General features: G+C 75.9%; 15 protein-coding genes. 5 read left to right on the top strand and 10 right to left on the bottom strand.

Features of this window, described 5'->3' with window-relative positions:
• The first annotated feature begins 44 nt into the window (after positions 1 to 44).
• Both ACI796_RS22845 and ACI796_RS22850 read left to right on the top strand, forming a co-directional pair.
• The gene (locus tag ACI796_RS22845; protein WP_456943508.1) at positions 45 to 1,226 is read left to right on the top strand and encodes a Gfo/Idh/MocA family protein; all 1,182 of its coding nucleotides are present in this window, start codon (positions 45 to 47) and stop codon (positions 1,224 to 1,226) included.
• A gap of 19 nt (positions 1,227 to 1,245) precedes the next feature.
• A complete protein-coding gene (locus ACI796_RS22850; protein WP_456943509.1) occupies positions 1,246 to 2,253 on the top strand; it encodes a sugar phosphate isomerase/epimerase family protein in 1,008 nt (335 codons plus the stop codon).
• A gap of 65 nt (positions 2,254 to 2,318) precedes the next feature.
• Here the strand turns inward: ACI796_RS22850 and ACI796_RS22855 are convergent, their stop codons facing one another.
• The 4 genes from ACI796_RS22855 to ACI796_RS22870 all read right to left on the bottom strand — a co-directional run bounded on the left by ACI796_RS22855 (position 2,319) and on the right by ACI796_RS22870 (position 4,646).
• Positions 2,319 to 2,738, bottom strand: coding sequence for a hypothetical protein (locus ACI796_RS22855; RefSeq protein WP_456943510.1), 420 nt, complete (start codon positions 2,736 to 2,738; stop codon positions 2,319 to 2,321).
• Entirely contained in the window at positions 2,735 to 3,271 is a 537-nt protein-coding gene (locus ACI796_RS22860) for a plastocyanin/azurin family copper-binding protein (protein WP_456943511.1), read from the bottom strand. The genes ACI796_RS22855 and ACI796_RS22860 overlap by 4 nt, the downstream gene beginning before the upstream one ends.
• Positions 3,272 to 3,378: 107 nt before the next feature.
• Positions 3,379 to 4,311, bottom strand: a complete 933-nt coding sequence (locus ACI796_RS22865) for an alpha/beta hydrolase family protein (protein ID WP_456943512.1) — start codon at positions 4,309 to 4,311, stop codon at positions 3,379 to 3,381.
• Positions 4,308 to 4,646, bottom strand: coding sequence for a hypothetical protein (locus ACI796_RS22870; RefSeq protein WP_456943513.1), 339 nt, complete (start codon positions 4,644 to 4,646; stop codon positions 4,308 to 4,310). Before ACI796_RS22870 ends, ACI796_RS22865 begins: the two co-directional genes overlap by 4 nt.
• Positions 4,647 to 4,692: 46 nt before the next feature.
• Here ACI796_RS22870 and ACI796_RS22875 point away from each other — a divergent pair, with 46 nt between their 5' ends.
• A complete protein-coding gene (locus ACI796_RS22875) occupies positions 4,693 to 5,250 on the top strand; it encodes a helix-turn-helix domain-containing protein (protein ID WP_456943514.1) in 558 nt (185 codons plus the stop codon).
• A 4-nt stretch (positions 5,251 to 5,254) separates the two neighbouring features.
• Here ACI796_RS22875 and ACI796_RS22880 read toward each other — a convergent pair whose 3' ends face one another.
• From ACI796_RS22880 to ACI796_RS22890, 3 genes are all read right to left on the bottom strand, one after another.
• On the bottom strand, positions 5,255 to 5,776 hold the full coding sequence (locus ACI796_RS22880) for a hypothetical protein (protein ID WP_456943515.1): 522 nt from the start codon (positions 5,774 to 5,776) through the stop codon (positions 5,255 to 5,257).
• A gap of 73 nt (positions 5,777 to 5,849) precedes the next feature.
• The gene (locus ACI796_RS22885) at positions 5,850 to 7,430 is read right to left on the bottom strand and encodes a DEAD/DEAH box helicase (protein ID WP_456943516.1); all 1,581 of its coding nucleotides are present in this window, start codon (positions 7,428 to 7,430) and stop codon (positions 5,850 to 5,852) included.
• Positions 7,431 to 7,679: 249 nt separating this feature from the next.
• A complete protein-coding gene (locus ACI796_RS22890) occupies positions 7,680 to 8,687 on the bottom strand; it encodes a GlxA family transcriptional regulator (RefSeq protein WP_456943517.1) in 1,008 nt (335 codons plus the stop codon).
• Between the two features lie 96 nt (positions 8,688 to 8,783).
• On the opposite strand from ACI796_RS22890, the gene ACI796_RS22895 reads away from it, so the two are divergent.
• Together ACI796_RS22895 and ACI796_RS22900 are read left to right on the top strand one after the other, a co-directional pair.
• Complete coding sequence (locus tag ACI796_RS22895; protein WP_456943518.1) at positions 8,784 to 10,106, top strand: MFS transporter; 1,323 nt, start codon at positions 8,784 to 8,786, stop codon at positions 10,104 to 10,106.
• A 115-nt stretch (positions 10,107 to 10,221) separates the two neighbouring features.
• Positions 10,222 to 10,638 carry a hypothetical protein gene (locus tag ACI796_RS22900; RefSeq protein WP_456943519.1) on the top strand — a complete coding sequence of 139 codons (417 nt, stop codon included), beginning with the start codon at positions 10,222 to 10,224 and terminating at the stop codon, positions 10,636 to 10,638.
• Positions 10,639 to 11,148: 510 nt separating this feature from the next.
• On the opposite strand, the gene ACI796_RS22905 is transcribed toward ACI796_RS22900, so the two are convergent.
• The 3 genes from ACI796_RS22905 to ACI796_RS22915 all read right to left on the bottom strand — a co-directional run bounded on the left by ACI796_RS22905 (position 11,149) and on the right by ACI796_RS22915 (position 14,682).
• On the bottom strand, positions 11,149 to 11,493 hold the full coding sequence (locus tag ACI796_RS22905) for a nuclear transport factor 2 family protein (RefSeq protein ID WP_456943520.1): 345 nt from the start codon (positions 11,491 to 11,493) through the stop codon (positions 11,149 to 11,151).
• Between the two features lie 133 nt (positions 11,494 to 11,626).
• Positions 11,627 to 13,240: a GMC family oxidoreductase gene (locus ACI796_RS22910; protein ID WP_456943521.1), complete on the bottom strand. Its 1,614-nt coding sequence runs from the start codon at positions 13,238 to 13,240 to the stop codon at positions 11,627 to 11,629.
• On the bottom strand, positions 13,237 to 14,682 hold the full coding sequence (locus ACI796_RS22915; RefSeq protein ID WP_456943522.1) for an aldehyde dehydrogenase family protein: 1,446 nt from the start codon (positions 14,680 to 14,682) through the stop codon (positions 13,237 to 13,239). The genes ACI796_RS22910 and ACI796_RS22915 overlap by 4 nt, the downstream gene beginning before the upstream one ends.
• Positions 14,683 to 14,710: the final 28 nt, after the last annotated feature.

Here is a 14,710-nt window from a genome sequence, read left to right on the forward strand (position 1 = left end):
CCGCCGGTGTACACCGGCGGCCCCGCCCCGTTCCGGGAGCCCCCATGACCTCACCTGACCGGCCGACCCTCGGGGTGGGCCTCATCGGACACGCCTTCATGGGCGCGGCGCACTCGCAGGCCTGGCGCACCGCCCCCCACTTCTTCGACCTCCCGCTGCGTCCCGAGCTCACCGTCCTCGCCGGCCGGGACCGGGAGCGGGCCACCGAGGCCGCCGCCCGCCTGGGCTGGGCGTCGGTGGAGACCGACTGGCGGCGGGTCCTCGAGCGCGACGACGTCGGCCTGGTCGACGTCTGCACCCCCGGCGACACCCACGCCGAGATCGCCATCGCGGCGCTGGAGGCCGGCAAGCACGTCCTGTGCGAGAAGCCGCTGGCCAACTCCGTCGTCGAGGCCGAGGCCATGACCGAGGCCGCCGAGCGGGCCGCCGCGCGCGGGGTCCGCTCGATGGTCGGCTTCACCTACCGCCGGGTGCCGGCGATCGGGCTGGCCCGGCAGCTGGTCGCCGAGGGCCGGATCGGCCAGGTGCGCCACGTGCGCGCGCAGTACCTGCAGGACTGGATCGCCGACCCGTCGGCGCCGATGTCGTGGCGGCTGGAGAAGGACAAGGCCGGCTCGGGGGCGCTCGGCGACATCGGCGCGCACATCGTCGACCTCACGCAGTACATCACCGGCGAGACGGTCACCGGCGTCAGCGCCCTGCTCGAGACGTTCGTCAAGGAGCGCCCGCTGCCCGCCGCGGCCGGGTCGCTGTCCGGCGTCGCGGGGGAGGGCACCGGCCAGGTCACCGTCGACGACACCGCGGTGTTCCTCGGCCGGTTCTCCGGCGGCGCGGTGGCCACCTTCGAGGCGACCCGGTTCGCCCTGGGCCGCAAGAACGCCATCCGCATCGAGGTCAACGGCTCCGCCGGCAGCCTGGCCTTCGACTTCGAGGACATGAACGTCCTGGAGTTCTTCGACGGCAGCGAGCCCGCCGAGGTGGCCGGCTTCCGCCGCATCCTCGTGACCGAGCCCGGGCACCCCTACGTGTCGGCCTGGTGGCCGGCCGGGCACGGGCTGGGCTACGAGCACGGCTTCACCCACCAGGTCGTCGACCTGCTCACCGCCATCTCGAAGGACGAGGACCCCACGCCGTCGTTCGCCGACGGCCTGCAGGTGCAGCGGGTGCTCGAGGCCGTCGAGCGCAGTGCCGCGGCCGACTCCGTGTGGACCCCCGTCCCCGCCTGATCCGAGAGGACACCCCGCCATGCCCCGTCCCGTCACCCTGTTCACCGGCCAGTGGGCCGACCTGCCGTTCGAGGAGGTGGCCCGGCTCGCCTCCGAGTGGGGCTACGACGGCCTGGAGATCGCCTGCTCGGGCGACCACCTCGACGTCCAGCGCGCCGCGAACGACGACTCCTACGTCCAGGAGAAGCTCGCCCTCCTCGACAAGTACGGCCTGAAGGTGTGGGCCATCTCCAACCACCTCGACGGCCAGGCCGTCTGCGACGACCCGATCGACGAGCGGCACCGCGGCATCGTCAAACCGCGGGTGTGGGGCGATGGCGACCCGGAGGGTGTGCGGCAGCGGGCGGCCGAGGAGATGAAGCTGACCGCCCGCGCGGCGGCGAAGCTGGGCGTGGAGACCGTCGTCGGCTTCACCGGGTCGAAGATCTGGAAGGCCGTGGCGATGTTCCCGCCGGCGAGCGCGTCGATGATCGAGGACGGCTATGCCGACTTCGCCGCGCGCTGGAACCCGATCCTCGACGTGTTCGACGAGGTCGGCGTCCGGTTCGCGCACGAGGTGCACCCGTCGGAGATCGCCTACGACTACTGGACGACGGTCCGCGCCATGGAGGCGATCGGCCACCGCGAGGCCTTCGGGCTCAACTGGGACCCGAGCCACTTCGTCTGGCAGGACCTCGACCCGGTCAGCTTCATCTGGGACTTCAAGGACCGGATCTACCACGTCGACTGCAAGGACGCGAAGCGCCAGGTGGGCAACGGCCGCAACGGCCGGCTGAGCTCGCACCTGCCGTGGGCCGACCCGCGGCGCGGCTGGGACTTCGTCTCCACCGGGCACGGCGACGTCCCGTGGGAGGCCTGCTTCCGCATGCTGAACACGATCGGCTACGACGGCCCGATCTCGGTGGAGTGGGAGGACGCCGGCATGGACCGACTCGTCGGCGCCCCCGACGCACTGGCGTTCGTCCGCCGGCTGGCGTTCGACCCGCCGGCCGCGGCGTTCGACGCCGCGTTCTCGTCCCAGGGCTGAGCGACCCGGGGGGGGGGGGGGGGGGGGGGGGGCCCCCCCCCCCCCCCCCCCCCCCCCCCCCGGCCTCAGCGGCCGCCGCGCCGGCGGGTGAGGGCGGCCAGCGCGACGAGCACGACGACGGCGGCGGCCTCCACCCAGAAGGACTCCCACCACAGGGTCGCCTCGGTGGTCTCGACGAAGCCGAACAACCCCACTGTCGTCGACACGAGCAGCGCGGCCAGCGACCCGGCCGCGAACGCGGCCCCGAGCAGGGCCGCCCAGGTCACCAGGCGCGCCGGCGCGGCGAGCACGAGCAGCGCGCCGCCGATCCCGAGCACGGTCTGCACCAGGAACGCCGGGCCGATGACGTCGATGCCGCTGTAGCCCTGCTGCCACAGGTAGGCGTGGATGACGGCGATCGCCGCCAGCAGCGCGGCGCCGACGAGCCGCAGCACCCCGATCGCGACGCCGCTGCGCGAGGAGCGCGTCGCGGTGTGCCCGGTCATGCCGAGACCGTCACGTCGGTCGCCATGCCCATGGCCCGGTGGTTGCCGATCGAGCAGTAGAAGACGTACTCGCCCGCCTCGAGGGTGACCGTCAGCGTGGTCGACTCGCCCGGTCCGATGGTGTCGCTCGCGGCGACGTCCTGCCCGTCCCGCTCGACGACCAGGTCGTGGGTGGCGTTGCCCTCGTTGACCACCTCGATGGTGTACTCGCCCGGGGTGAACGAGCTCTCCGAGAGGTCGATGTACATCTCGCCCTCGGTCGCGGTGACGGTCCGCGCCTCGACCGGCGCGGCGGTGCTCTCGGGCGCTGTGGTCCCGGGCGCGGTGGTCCCGGGCGCGGTGCTGCTCCCGGCGGCGCTCTCCTGGGGGGCGCTCGAGGAGGGGGTGCTCTCCGTGTGCTCGGCCTCGGCGTGCTCGCTGGTCGTGGCGGCGGCGGCGGGGTCACCGCCGCCGCCGTCGTCCGAGCAGGCACTGAGCAGGCCGACGCCCAGGGCGACGACCAGCGGTACGACACGTCGGGTGGGCTGGGACACACGAGCCTCCTCTGAGCCGACGGTGGGGCCCCTCCGGCGACGCCCCACCGCAGGCCCGCGATACTGCAACGCTGCGCCGACTCCCCGTAACCCCTTCCCGCCTCCGCTCAGGTCGGGGACGTCACGGCGCCCACCCGTCGGCACCACGCCGCCACGGTGGCCAGCACCTCGGCGTCCACGGGTCGGCGCAGCTCACCGCGGTAGGCGCGCAGCGACGCCGGCCCCGGCTGGCGGCGCAGCGTGTGCGTGAGGTCGGGGACGAGCAGGGTCTCCACCGGACCGGGGACCGTCGCCGCGATCGTCTCCAGGTCCGCCGGCGGCACCTGCAGGTCCTTGTCCCCGGTCACCGCGAGCACCGGCACGGTCAGCCGGGCGAGGTCGGTGCGCGGGTCGTGGTCGAGGAACTCGCGGTGCCAGCGCGCGTTGAGCCGCACCCCGCCGACCCGGGCGACGTCGGTGGTCGTCGCCCGGAGGCGCTCGTGGTCGGCGGCCACCTTCCGCTCCAGGTCGGTGCGCAGGAGCCGGAGCACGCCCCGGACCGGCGCGGGCAGGGTCGGCCCGATCCGGCGGGCCTGCCAGCGGAGCAGCTCGTCGCCGGGCGTCGCGGAGCCCGCGAGCAGGACCACCCCGGCCACCGGGACGCCGCGGGCCGCGACCGCCGCGGCGAGCAGCGCGCCCTCGCTGTGGCCGGCCAGCACGATCCGCCCGGGGTCCACCTCGGGCCGGGCGGCCAGGGCGTCGCGCGCCCGGGCGAGGTCGTCCGCGGCGTCGTGCAGCCCGGCCCGCCGCCAGTCGCCGGGGGTGCCGCCGACGCCGCGCTTGTCGTACCGCAGGGACGCGAGGCCGGCCTCGGCGAGCGCGTGCGCCAGCTCGCGGGTGACGCCGAAGCGGGCCCGCCGGTGGTCGGAGTCGCGGTCCAGCGGGCCGGAGCCCGCGGCCAGCAGCACCGCGGGGACGGGGCCGGGCGCGGCGGGGAGGGTGAGGGTGCCGGCCAGCGGGGGCCTGCCGGGCACGGTCACCGGCAGCTCGCGCGGGCTCACCGCGGGGCGCCGGAGAGCGCCGCGACGACGGCCGCCGCGTCGTCGACGGTCACCAGGACGGTGTCGACGCGCTGACCGGTCAGCTCCAGGCGCACCGCCGTCCCGCGCCGGACGCTGACGAACGCCTTCCCGCCCCGCCGGCGCCAGGTGCCGATCTTGCGCACGCCGGGCAGGCCGAGGCCGGGGGCGCGCAGGCCGTGGGCGGCGGCCAGCCCGTCGGGGACGACCTCGGCCGAGCGCACCGCGGACAGGGGGACCTCGAGGTCGCGCAGCAGGCCGAGCACCTTCTCGGCCGGGGTGAGGGTGATGCGCAGGGTCTGGGATGTCGTCGTCACGGTCGCCATGGCATGATCATTCCCAACAGTGAGACCGTTGTCAATCATGAGAGAGGTCGAGCGCGTGGCGTCTGCGGACCTGCTGCTCCACCCGGTGCGCCTGCGCGTCGTGCAGGCCCTGCTGGCCGACCGGAGCCTGACCACGGGGGAACTGCACACCGAGCTGCCCGACGTCCCGGTGGCCACGCTCTACCGGCACGTCGGCGTGCTCGCCGAGGCCGGCGTGCTGGAGGTCGTGGGGGAGCGCCGGGTGCGGGGCAGCACCGAGCGCACCTACCGGCTGGTGACCGCCGCGGCCTCCGTCGGGGCGGAGGAGGCGGCGGGCATGACGCCCGAGCAGCACCGCCGCGCCTTCGGCACCTTCGTCGCGGCGCTGCTCGCGGACTTCGACCGCTGGGTCGACGCCGGTGCCGCCGCCCCGGACGGGCTGGATCCCGCCCGGGACGGCGTGGGCTACCGGATGACCGGCCTGTGGCTGGACGACGAGGAGTTCGCCGGCCTGCTCGACGACGTGCGCGGCGTGCTCCGCGCGCGCCTGGGGAACGCCCCGCGCGAGGGACGCCGCCGCCGGCTGGTCGGGACGGTGTTCCTGCCGGGGGAGTGACGGCTCAGGCGGCGCGGACGGTCCGGCGCTCGGCGCGGCGCTCGGCCTTCGACACCCGCGCGTTGGCCCGGGCCAGGGTCTTCGCGGCCCGCTGCACCCGGCGGGACCCGCGGTCCACGGTGCCCCGGGTGAGCAGGCCGACGCCGATGCCGAGCAGCCACACGTCCTTGGCGACGGTCAGCCCCTGCTCGGTCGGCGCCAGGCTGCCCTCCTTGCGCATGCCGGGCGTGCGCAGGTAGAGGCCGAGCAGGCCGCCGGCGAACCCGGTGAGCAGGGCGCCGGCCAGGGCCGTGGGCACGAACGGCGTCAGCAGCGCGGCGCCGACCGCGATCTCCGCCGTCGACAGCGCCTGGACGAACTGCCGCGGCTCGACGTCCTTGAGGAACGGGTACGTGCCGGAGGCGAAGCCGTGCAGGCCGGCCGCGGTCTGCTCGTCGGCGCCGCGCTTGCCCAGCCCGCTGTTGAGGATGAACGCGCCGGCCGAGATCCGCGGGCCGATCTCGGACAGGGTGATGGGCAGGGCCATCGGGCACCTCGCAGGGTCGTCGGGGACGGTCGGGACGACTCTTCCCGACCGTCCCCGGCGTGACACCCCCGGGTCAGCGGCCCCCGCGCCGGGAGCGGCCGCTGAACGACGCCGCCGAGTGCGTGCCGGCCCGGGCGGCGAGCTCCGCGCGCGTGCGCGCGGGGCCCTGCGGGCTGCGGGCCTGTCCGCGGTTCCCGGACGTCTTCGCGGACGTCGTCGCAGCGGCCGCGGGCCCCCCGCCGGAGCGCCGGCGCCGGCCGCCGCCCTGGCCCTGGCCCTGCGGCTGGGGAGCCGGGGTGGGGGCGGGCTCGACGTGCGGCGCGGCCGGGCCGGTGAGCGCGGTGACCTGCTCCGCGCCGGGGCGCACCTGGGTCACGACCGGCGAGATGCCGGCCTGGCGGGCCAGGGTGCGCACCTCGGCGGCCTGGTCGGGCGTCGAGATCGTGACGACGGTGCCGCCGGCGCCGGCGCGCGCGGTGCGCCCGGACCGGTGCAGGTAGGCCTTGTGCTCGGCCGGCGGGTCCACGTGCACGACCAGCGCGACGTCGTCGACGTGGATGCCGCGCGCGGCGATGTCGGTCGCGCACAGCACCCGGGTGCCGCCGGTGCTGAACGCCTCGAGGTTGCGCTCGCGGGCGTTCTGGCTGAGGTTGCCGTGCAGGTCGACGGCGGGGATGCCCGCGGCGGTGAGCTGCCTGGCCAGCTTCTTCGCCTGGTGCTTGGTCCGGGTGAACAGCACGCTGCGGCCGAGGCCCGAGGCGAGCTGGCGCACCACCTCGGCCTTGTCGGCGGCGCTGACCTGGAACACGTGGTGGGTCATGGTGGCGACCGGCGCGACGGCGGGGTCCACCGAGTGCGTCACCGGCCGCGACAGGTAGCGCTTGACCAGGACGTCGACGCCGTTGTCCAGCGTGGCGGAGAACAGCAGCCGCTGGCCGCCCTGCGGGGTGCGGTCCAGCAGCCGCTTGACGCCGGGCAGGAAGCCGAGGTCGGCCATGTGGTCGGCCTCGTCGAGCACGGTCACCTCGACGGCGGACAGGTCGGCGTGGCCCTGGCCGATGAGGTCCTCGAGCCGGCCGGGGCAGGCGACGACGACGTCGACACCGGCGGCCAGCGCCTGCACCTGCGGGTTCTGCCCGACGCCGCCGAAGACGGTGGTGGCGCGCAGGCCGAGCGCCGTGGCCAGCGGCTCGACGGTGGCCATCACCTGGTTGGCCAGCTCGCGGGTCGGCACGAGCACCAGGGCCCGCGGCTTCCGGGCCTGCCGCTTCGTCGTCGAGGCGGCCAGGCGGGTGACCAGCGGCAGGCTGAAGGCGATGGTCTTGCCGGAGCCGGTGCGGCCGCGGCCGAGCACGTCGCGGCCGGCCAGGGAGTCCGGCAGCGTCGCGACCTGGATGGGGAACGGCGCGGTGATGCCGCTGGCGGTGAGCACCTCGACCAGCGGGGCGGGCACGCCGAGCTCGGCGAAGGCGGCGTCGGTGGGGAGCACGGTGGCGACGTCGCCGGCCGGGATCTCCTGCGGCGGCGCGGGTGTCGTGGCGGGAGCCGCCGTCGTGGCGGGAGCGGGGGCGCTGCCGGCGCCGCGGCCGCGGCCGCCGCGACGGCGGCGGGGCCGGGACGTGCCGGTGGGCGTGGGGGACTGCGGGGAGGTCATGGGTTCCTCGGTGGTACTCGGGTCGCCGTCCTCGGCCACCGCACGCGGGCGCACGCCGGCCCCGTCTGCGGGGCGGGTCGCGCCGTGGGCGACGTCGGACAGCCGGGCGCGCCTCCGTGGCGCTGCACCAGCCCGACGTCGAGTCCTGCAGCTCCGGATGAGCGAGGGCGGCGCCGGTACGCCCCACTCAACCAGACGCGGGGGCCGATCCTGCCGTCGTCCCGGGGAGTCGCGTGTCACACCGCCGCGTCAGGCTCCGCCTTCGTCGGGCTGATGGCTCACCGAGGCCCCGCGGAAGGTGCGGCGGTAGGCGCCGGGTGAGACCCCGATCGCGGCGCGCAGGTGGGCGCGCAGCGACGCCGGCGTGCCGAACCCGGCGTCGGCGGCGACCCGGTCGACGGGGACGTCGGTCGACTCCAGCAGCCGGCGGGCCAGCGCGATCCGCTGCCCGGCGAGCCACCGCTGCGGCGACACCCCGGTCTCCTCGCGGAACCGCCGGGTGAAGGTGCGCACGCTCATCCGCGCGTGGGCGGCGAGGTCGGCGAGGGGCAGCGGCTCGCCCAGGCGCTGGAGCGCCCAGGCGCGGGTGGGCGCGGTCCCGGCGTCGCCGGCCTCGGGCAGCGGCCGGTCGACGAACTGCGACTGCCCGCCCTCCCGCCACGGCGCGACGACGTTGCGCCGCGCGACCCGGTTGGCCACCTCGGTGCCGTGGTCGCGCCGCACCAGGTGCAGGAGCAGGTCGATGCCCGCGGCCACGCCGGCCGAGGTGAGGACGTCGCCGTCGTCGACGAACAGGACGTCGGGGTCGAGCCGGACGGCGGGGAAGTTGCGGCGGAAGTGCTCGACGTCGCGCCAGTGGGTGGTGGCCGGCCGGCCGTCGAGCAGGCCGGCCGCGGCGAGCGCCGAGGAGCCGGTGCAGATCGACACCATCCGCGCCCGCCCGGCCGCCTCGCGGAGGGCGTCGCGCAGGTCGTCGGGGATCCGCCCCTCGACGACGGCGGGGCCGCCCATGATCCCGGGGACCACGACCGTGCCGGCCTCGGCGAGGACCGACCCGTCGTGCTCGGGCAGCACCGCGAAGCCGTCGGCCGTGCGCACCGGCCGCCCGTCGAGGGTGGCCACCCGCACCCGGTACAGGGGCCGCCCGTCCCGGTCCTCGGCCAGGCCGAGCAGGCGGTGGGGGAGCCCGAGCTCGAAGCCGACGACGCGGTCGACGGCGAGGACGACGACCTCGTGCAGGGCCGGGTCCGGTGTCATCGCCGGACTCGGCCTGAGGTCATGGCCGGATCCTTGCAGGTGTTGACCGTCGGGCCACTGGTCCGGGAAGCGGACCGTCGGTCATGCTCTCCGCTCGTGACGACGACCGCGCCCCGCCGGACCGCCCGCGTGCACCCCGCCTGGTGGGTGGCCGCGGTGACCTTCCTGGCGCTCGTGGGGGCGGCGGCGTTCCGCGCGGTGCCCGGGGTGCTCATCGACCCGCTGCGCGAGGAGTTCGGCTGGTCGGTGTCGACCATCTCGGCCGCCGTCGCGGTGAACATGGCGCTGTACGGGCTGACCGCGCCGTTCGCGGCGGCGCTCATGGAGCGGTTCGGCATCCGCCGCGTCGTCGTCGGCGCGCTGCTGCTCACCGCGCTGGGCAGCGGCCTGACCGTGTTCATGACGGCGAGCTGGCAGCTGCTGCTGCTCTGGGGCGTCGCGGTCGGCCTGGGCACCGGGTCGATGGCGCTGTCGCTGGTGGCCACGGTGACCGGCCGCTGGTTCGTCGCCCGGCGCGGGCTGGTCTCGGGGATCCTCACCGCCGGCGGCGCGACCGGGCAGCTGGTCTTCCTGCCCGTGGTCGCCGCGATCGCGCAGACCGGTGGCGGCTGGCGGGCGGCCTCGCTCGGGACGACGGCCGCCGCGCTCGCCGTCGTCCCGCTGGTGCTGTGGCTGCTCCGCGACCGCCCGCGCGACGTCGGCGCGGTGCCCTACGGCGGGACCGCCGCCGACGACGCCGAGCCGGTGCGCACCGGTGCCGCGCGCACCGCCGTCCGCGGGCTGCTCGACGCCGCCCGCACCCGGCCGTTCTGGCTGCTGGCCGCGGGCTTCTTCATCTGCGGCGCCTCGACCAACGGGCTGGTGCAGCCGCACTTCATCCCGGCCGCGCACGACCACGGCATGCCGGTGACGACGGCGGCGTCGCTGCTCGCCGTCGTCGGGATCTTCGACATCGCCGGGACCGTGCTGTCCGGCTGGCTCACCGACCGCACCGACCCGCGGGTGCTGCTGCTGGCCTACTACGCGCTGCGCGGGTTCTCGCTGTTCCTGCTGCCGCCCCTGTTCGGGCCGGACCTGCACGTCAGCATGGTCGCGTTCATCGTCTTCTACGGCCTGGACTGGGTGGCCACCGTGCCGCCGACGCTGGCGCTGTGCCGCGAGCACTTCGGCCCGCGGGCGCCGGTCGTGTTCGGCTGGGTGTTCGCCTCGCACCAGGTGGGATCGGCGGTGGCCGCGTTCGGCGGCGGCGTGGTGCGCGACGTGACCGGCTCCTACGACCTCGCCTGGTTCGGCGCCGGCGCCCTGTGCCTGGTGGCCGCGGCGCTGTCGATCTCCATCCGCCGCCGCCCTGCGCCGGAGGCGCCGCCCGCCGCGCCGTCCGAGCCGACCACCGCCTCGGCCGCCACCACCCACGGCTGACGAGGGCCTTCGTAGCGCTATCAGCTGTCGCCGTGAGGCGCCTTCGTAGCGCTGTTGGCTCCTGGGCCTGTGGACGACGCCGCTCGGTGCCTCACGCGTCGGCCACGCTGCCCGGGTGTCCACGTCTCGACGTCTCCTCCCCGGGGTCTTCGTCGGCAGTGCCGCGATGGCGGAGGGCTTCCTGACCCGGGCCCAGGTGCGTCGACGCAGCTACCGTCGGCTCGCCCAAGGGGTGTACACCGACCCGGGACCGCCGTTCGACCACCGGTTGCGCTGTCGCGGCGTCGCGCTCCTCCTGCCGGCGGGAGCCGCGATCGGCGGGCACTCCGCCGCTGCCTGGTACGGAGCCCCGTTCGCCGGAGCCGGGGACCAGGTGACCGTGGTGTGCCCGGAGGAGGTCCGCTGGCGCGGGCCACGGGTGGCTGCCGTCCACCACACCGTCCTCCCACCGTCGGACGTCGTCCTCCACGACGACGTTCCCGTGACGACGGCGCTGCGGACGGCGTGGGACCTCATGACCTGGAGCCGCTGACCACGGCGGTGGCTGCACTCGACGCGATGGTCGCCGCTGAGCACGTGACGGTCCCTGGCCTCCTCGCCCTGGCAGGGGCAGGGACCGGCCGGTGGAGCGTGAGCCGGGTCCGTCGCGCCGTGCCCCTGGTCGATGCACGGGCGGAGTCCCCGCAGGAGTCGCGGCTCAGGGTCTGCCTGGTCCTGGCCGGCCTCGACCCCGTGCCGCAGTTCGAGGTCCTCCACCACGGACGGTTCGTCGCCCGTGTCGATCTCGCGTTTCCCGGGGAGCGGCTGGCGGTCGAGTACGAGGGCGCCCACCACTTCCAGGACGACCAGATCCCGAAGGACGACGAGCGGCTCGAGCGGCTGGCGGGTCGTCCGGGTGAGCGCCGCGGACCTTCGGGACTCGGAGGCGCTCCTCGTCCGGATCCGAGCCGCGCTGGCCACGGATCCGCGCCAATAGCACTACAAAGGCTCCGGAGTGGCGCCACGTGGGGGAGCCATCACCGCTACGAAGGCCCCCGGCGGGTCAGCCGGTGCGCTCGAGGGTGAACCGGATCGTCTGCACCCGGATGGCACCGCCGTCGAAGACGAAGGTGTCGACGCCCTCGGCCCGTGCCTTCTCCGACACCGCCCTCCACTCGAGGAACAGGACGTCGTCGACGAAGTGCTGCGTGGGGAACTCCCAGGTGGCGCCGGGGATCTCGCTGAGCATGCCGGCGAAGGCGCTGCGGATGCCGTCCCTGCCCCGGACCACGCCGTCGGGGGTGATGAGCAGGGCGTCCTCGGCGTAGTCGGCCGCGACGGCGTCGACGTCGCCGGCGTCGAGCGCGGCGCCGTGCGCCTGGAAGACCTCGTGCGGGGTGCGGGCCATGGCTCCTCCTGGTCGGGCGCCCGAGGATGCCCCGGCCGGGCGGACGAGGACAGGCCCCCGCGCACTGCGGGCGTTCCTCGCGCTCTGCCGGTCCTGCAGGACCCGCGGTGCGCGGGGAACGCCCGCGATGCGCTCAGGCGTGCGCGGCCAGGGCGGGGTCGACGGTGCGGCCGGCCATGAGGTCGGCGGCGCGCTCGGCGATCATGATCGTCGGCGCGTTCGTGTTGCCGCGGACCAGCGTCGGCATCACCGAGGCGTCGACCACCCGCAGGCCGTCCAGCCCGTGCACCCGCAGCTGCGGGTCGACCACCGCGTCACCGTCGGTGCCCATCCGGCACGAGGACACCGGGTGGTACAGCGACTCCAGCGTCTCCCGCACCTTCGCCCGCAGCGCGTCGGCCGTGCGCACCGTGCCGCCCGGCGACCACTCCGCGGCCAGCACGGAGGCCAGCGGGCCGACCGAGGCGATCTCCCGGGCCTTCTCCACGCCGGTCACCAGCGCGTCGAGGTCCCGCTCGTCGGTGAGGTAGCCGGCGTCGATGGCCGGGGCCCACGTCGGGTCGGCCGAGCGCAGCCGCACCGAGCCGCGCGAGTGCACGTGCACCAGGACGGCGGCCGCGGTGAACGCGTCGACGTCGGGGTCGACCTCCGCCTGCCGCCAGAACTTGACCGGCAGGAAGTGGTACTGCAGGTCGGGCTGGTCGAGGTCCGGCCGCGAGCGGGTGAACAGCCCCGCCTCGGCCAGGTTCGACGACAGCGGCCCGCGGCGGGCGCCGAACCACTGCGCGTACCCCGACGGCGACTCCGCCCGGAGCAGCGACTTCCCCGACCGCACGTCCCAGATGACCGGCACCAGCGGGTGGTCCTGCAGCCCGCCGCCCACGCCGGGCAGGTCGTGGACGACGTCGACGCCGACCTCGCGCAGGTGCGGGCCCGGCCCGATGCCCGACAGCATCAGCAGCTGCGGCGAGTTCACCGCGCCGCCGCAGAGCACGACCTCGCCGGCCGCGTGCGCGGTGTGCGTCTGCCCGCCGCGCCGGTACTCGACGCCGGTGGCCCGCCCGCCCGAGACCAGCACCCGCGTGGTGAGCGCACCGGTGAGCACGGTGAGGTTGGGCCGGCCCAGCGCCGGGCGCAGGTAGGCGTCGGCGGCCGACCAGCGGCGGCCGCGCTTCTGCGTCACCTGGTACTGGCCCACGCCCTCCTGGGCGGCGCCGTTGAAGTCGGCGTTGCGCGGGTAGCCGGCGGCCACGGCCGACTCGACCACCGCGCGGGTCCACGGGTGCGGCGAGCGCAGGTCCTCCACCCGCAGCGGCCCGCCGACGCCGTGGAAGCGGTCGGCGCCGCGCGCGTTGTCCTCCATCCGCCGGAACAGCGGCAGCACCGCCTCGTAGGACCACGACGGGTCGCCCGTCAGCTGCGCCCACTCGTCGTAGTCGGCCGCCGCGCCGCGGATGTAGATCATCGCGTTGATCGACGACGACCCGCCCAGCAGCTTGCCGCGCGGCCAGAACAGCTCCCGGCCGCCCAGCCCCGGCTGCGGCCCGGTCGTGTAGTTCCAGTCCCGCCGGGTGCGCCAGACCTTGTACATCGCGGCCGGGACCTGCACCTCGAGGACGTCGTCGGACCCGCCGGCCTCCAGCAGCAGCACCCGCACCGACGGGTCCTCGGTCAGCCGCGCGGCCAGCGCGCAGCCGGCCGAGCCGGCCCCGACGACGACGACGTCGAACTCCTGCACGTCGCTCACCGGTGCCGCCCGTGGACCATGCCCACGACCCGCGCCACCGCGTCGAACGCGGCCGGCGGGCGGGTGAAGGACATGAGGTCCACCGGCAGCCGGAAGCGCTGCCGCGTGATGGCCTTGGCGCGGGTGAACTCCTTGAGCCCGTCCTCGCCGTGGATCCGGCCGAAGCCGCTCTCGCCGACGCCGCCGAAGGGGAGGGAGGGCACCCCGGCGAAGGTCAGCACCGAGTTGACGCTGGTCATGCCGCTGCGCATCCGGCGGGCGAGGTCCATCGCGCGCGCCGTGGACCGCGAGAACACCGCGCCGGCCAGCCCGTACGACGTCGCGTTGGTGCGCTCGAGCGCCTCCTCGGCGTCGGCGACGCGGGTGATGGTCAGCGTCGGGCCGAAGGTCTCCTCGCGGACCGCGGCCGAGGACTCGGGCACGTCGAGCAGCACGGTCGGCGCGATGTAGTCGGCGTGGGGGAACCCGCCGTCCCCCGTGCCGCCGACGACCGCGCGGCCGCCGGAGGACGTCGCGTCGTCGAGGTGCCGCCGCACGACGTCGGTCTGCGCCGCCATGGTCATCGGGCCGTACGCGGCCTCCTCGTCAGAGCCGGGGCGCAGGGCGCGCACCCGCTCGGTGACCTCCGCGACGAAGGCGTCGTAGACCTTCTCCGTGGCGTAGACCCGCTCGATGCCGATGCAGGTCTGCCCGGCGTTGCTCATGCCGCCCCAGACGGCGGCGTCGGCGGCGGCGGCCACGTCGGCGTCGTCGTCGACGATCATCGCGTCCTTGCCGCCGAGCTCCAGGAGCACCGGCGTGAGCGTCTCGGCGCAGGCGGCCATGACCTTGCGGCCGGTGGGCCCGGAGCCGGTGAAGGCCAGCTTGTCCACGCCGGCCCGGCACAGCGCGGCACCGGTCTCGCCGGAGCCGGTGACGACCTGGAAGGCCTCGGCGACGTCGGGGACGGCCGCGCGCCAGGCGGCGGCCAGCCACGCCCCGACTGCCGGGGTGAACTCCGAGGGCTTGAAGACGACGGCGTTGCCGGCAGCCAGCGCGTAGGCGATCGAGCCCATCGGCGTGAACACCGGGTAGTTCCACGGGCCGATGACGCCGACGACGCCCATCGGCTGGTACTCGAGGTGGGCGGCGTGGTTGGCCGCGAGCATCCCGGCGCGCACCCGGCGCGGGCCGAGCGTCTTCCGCGCGTGCGCCCCGGCCCAGGCCAGGTGGTCGACCGCGAGGGTGATCTCGAGGAGGGCGTCGGCGTGCGGCTTGCCGTTCTCCCGGTGCACCAGGTCGGCCAGCTCGTGCATGCGCCGGGCCAGGTAGCCGCGGTAGGCGGCCAGCCGCTGCCGGCGGCCGTCGAACCCGAGTCCGGCCCAGGGGGGGGGGGGGGGGGGGGGGGGGGGGGGGGGGGGGGGGGGGGGGGGGGGGGGGGGGGGGGGGGGTGGGGCGACCACCCGACGCCGTCCCGGCGGTCGAGCGTCG

Source organism: Geodermatophilus sp. SYSU D00525, assembly GCF_054050475.1.

Coding starts and splice junctions, on each gene's coding strand:
- ACI796_RS22890 (WP_456943517.1), bottom strand. CDS start 8,687: ATGACACCGGACCCGGCCCTGCACGAGGTCGTCGTCCTCGCCGTCGAC.
- ACI796_RS22855 (WP_456943510.1), bottom strand. CDS start 2,738: ATGACCGGGCACACCGCGACGCGCTCCTCGCGCAGCGGCGTCGCGATC.
- ACI796_RS22875 (WP_456943514.1), top strand. CDS start 4,693: ATGAGAGAGGTCGAGCGCGTGGCGTCTGCGGACCTGCTGCTCCACCCG.
- ACI796_RS22905 (WP_456943520.1), bottom strand. CDS start 11,493: ATGGCCCGCACCCCGCACGAGGTCTTCCAGGCGCACGGCGCCGCGCTC.
- ACI796_RS22845 (WP_456943508.1), top strand. CDS start 45: ATGACCTCACCTGACCGGCCGACCCTCGGGGTGGGCCTCATCGGACAC.
- ACI796_RS22850 (WP_456943509.1), top strand. CDS start 1,246: ATGCCCCGTCCCGTCACCCTGTTCACCGGCCAGTGGGCCGACCTGCCG.
- ACI796_RS22885 (WP_456943516.1), bottom strand. CDS start 7,430: ATGACCTCCCCGCAGTCCCCCACGCCCACCGGCACGTCCCGGCCCCGC.
- ACI796_RS22880 (WP_456943515.1), bottom strand. CDS start 5,776: ATGGCCCTGCCCATCACCCTGTCCGAGATCGGCCCGCGGATCTCGGCC.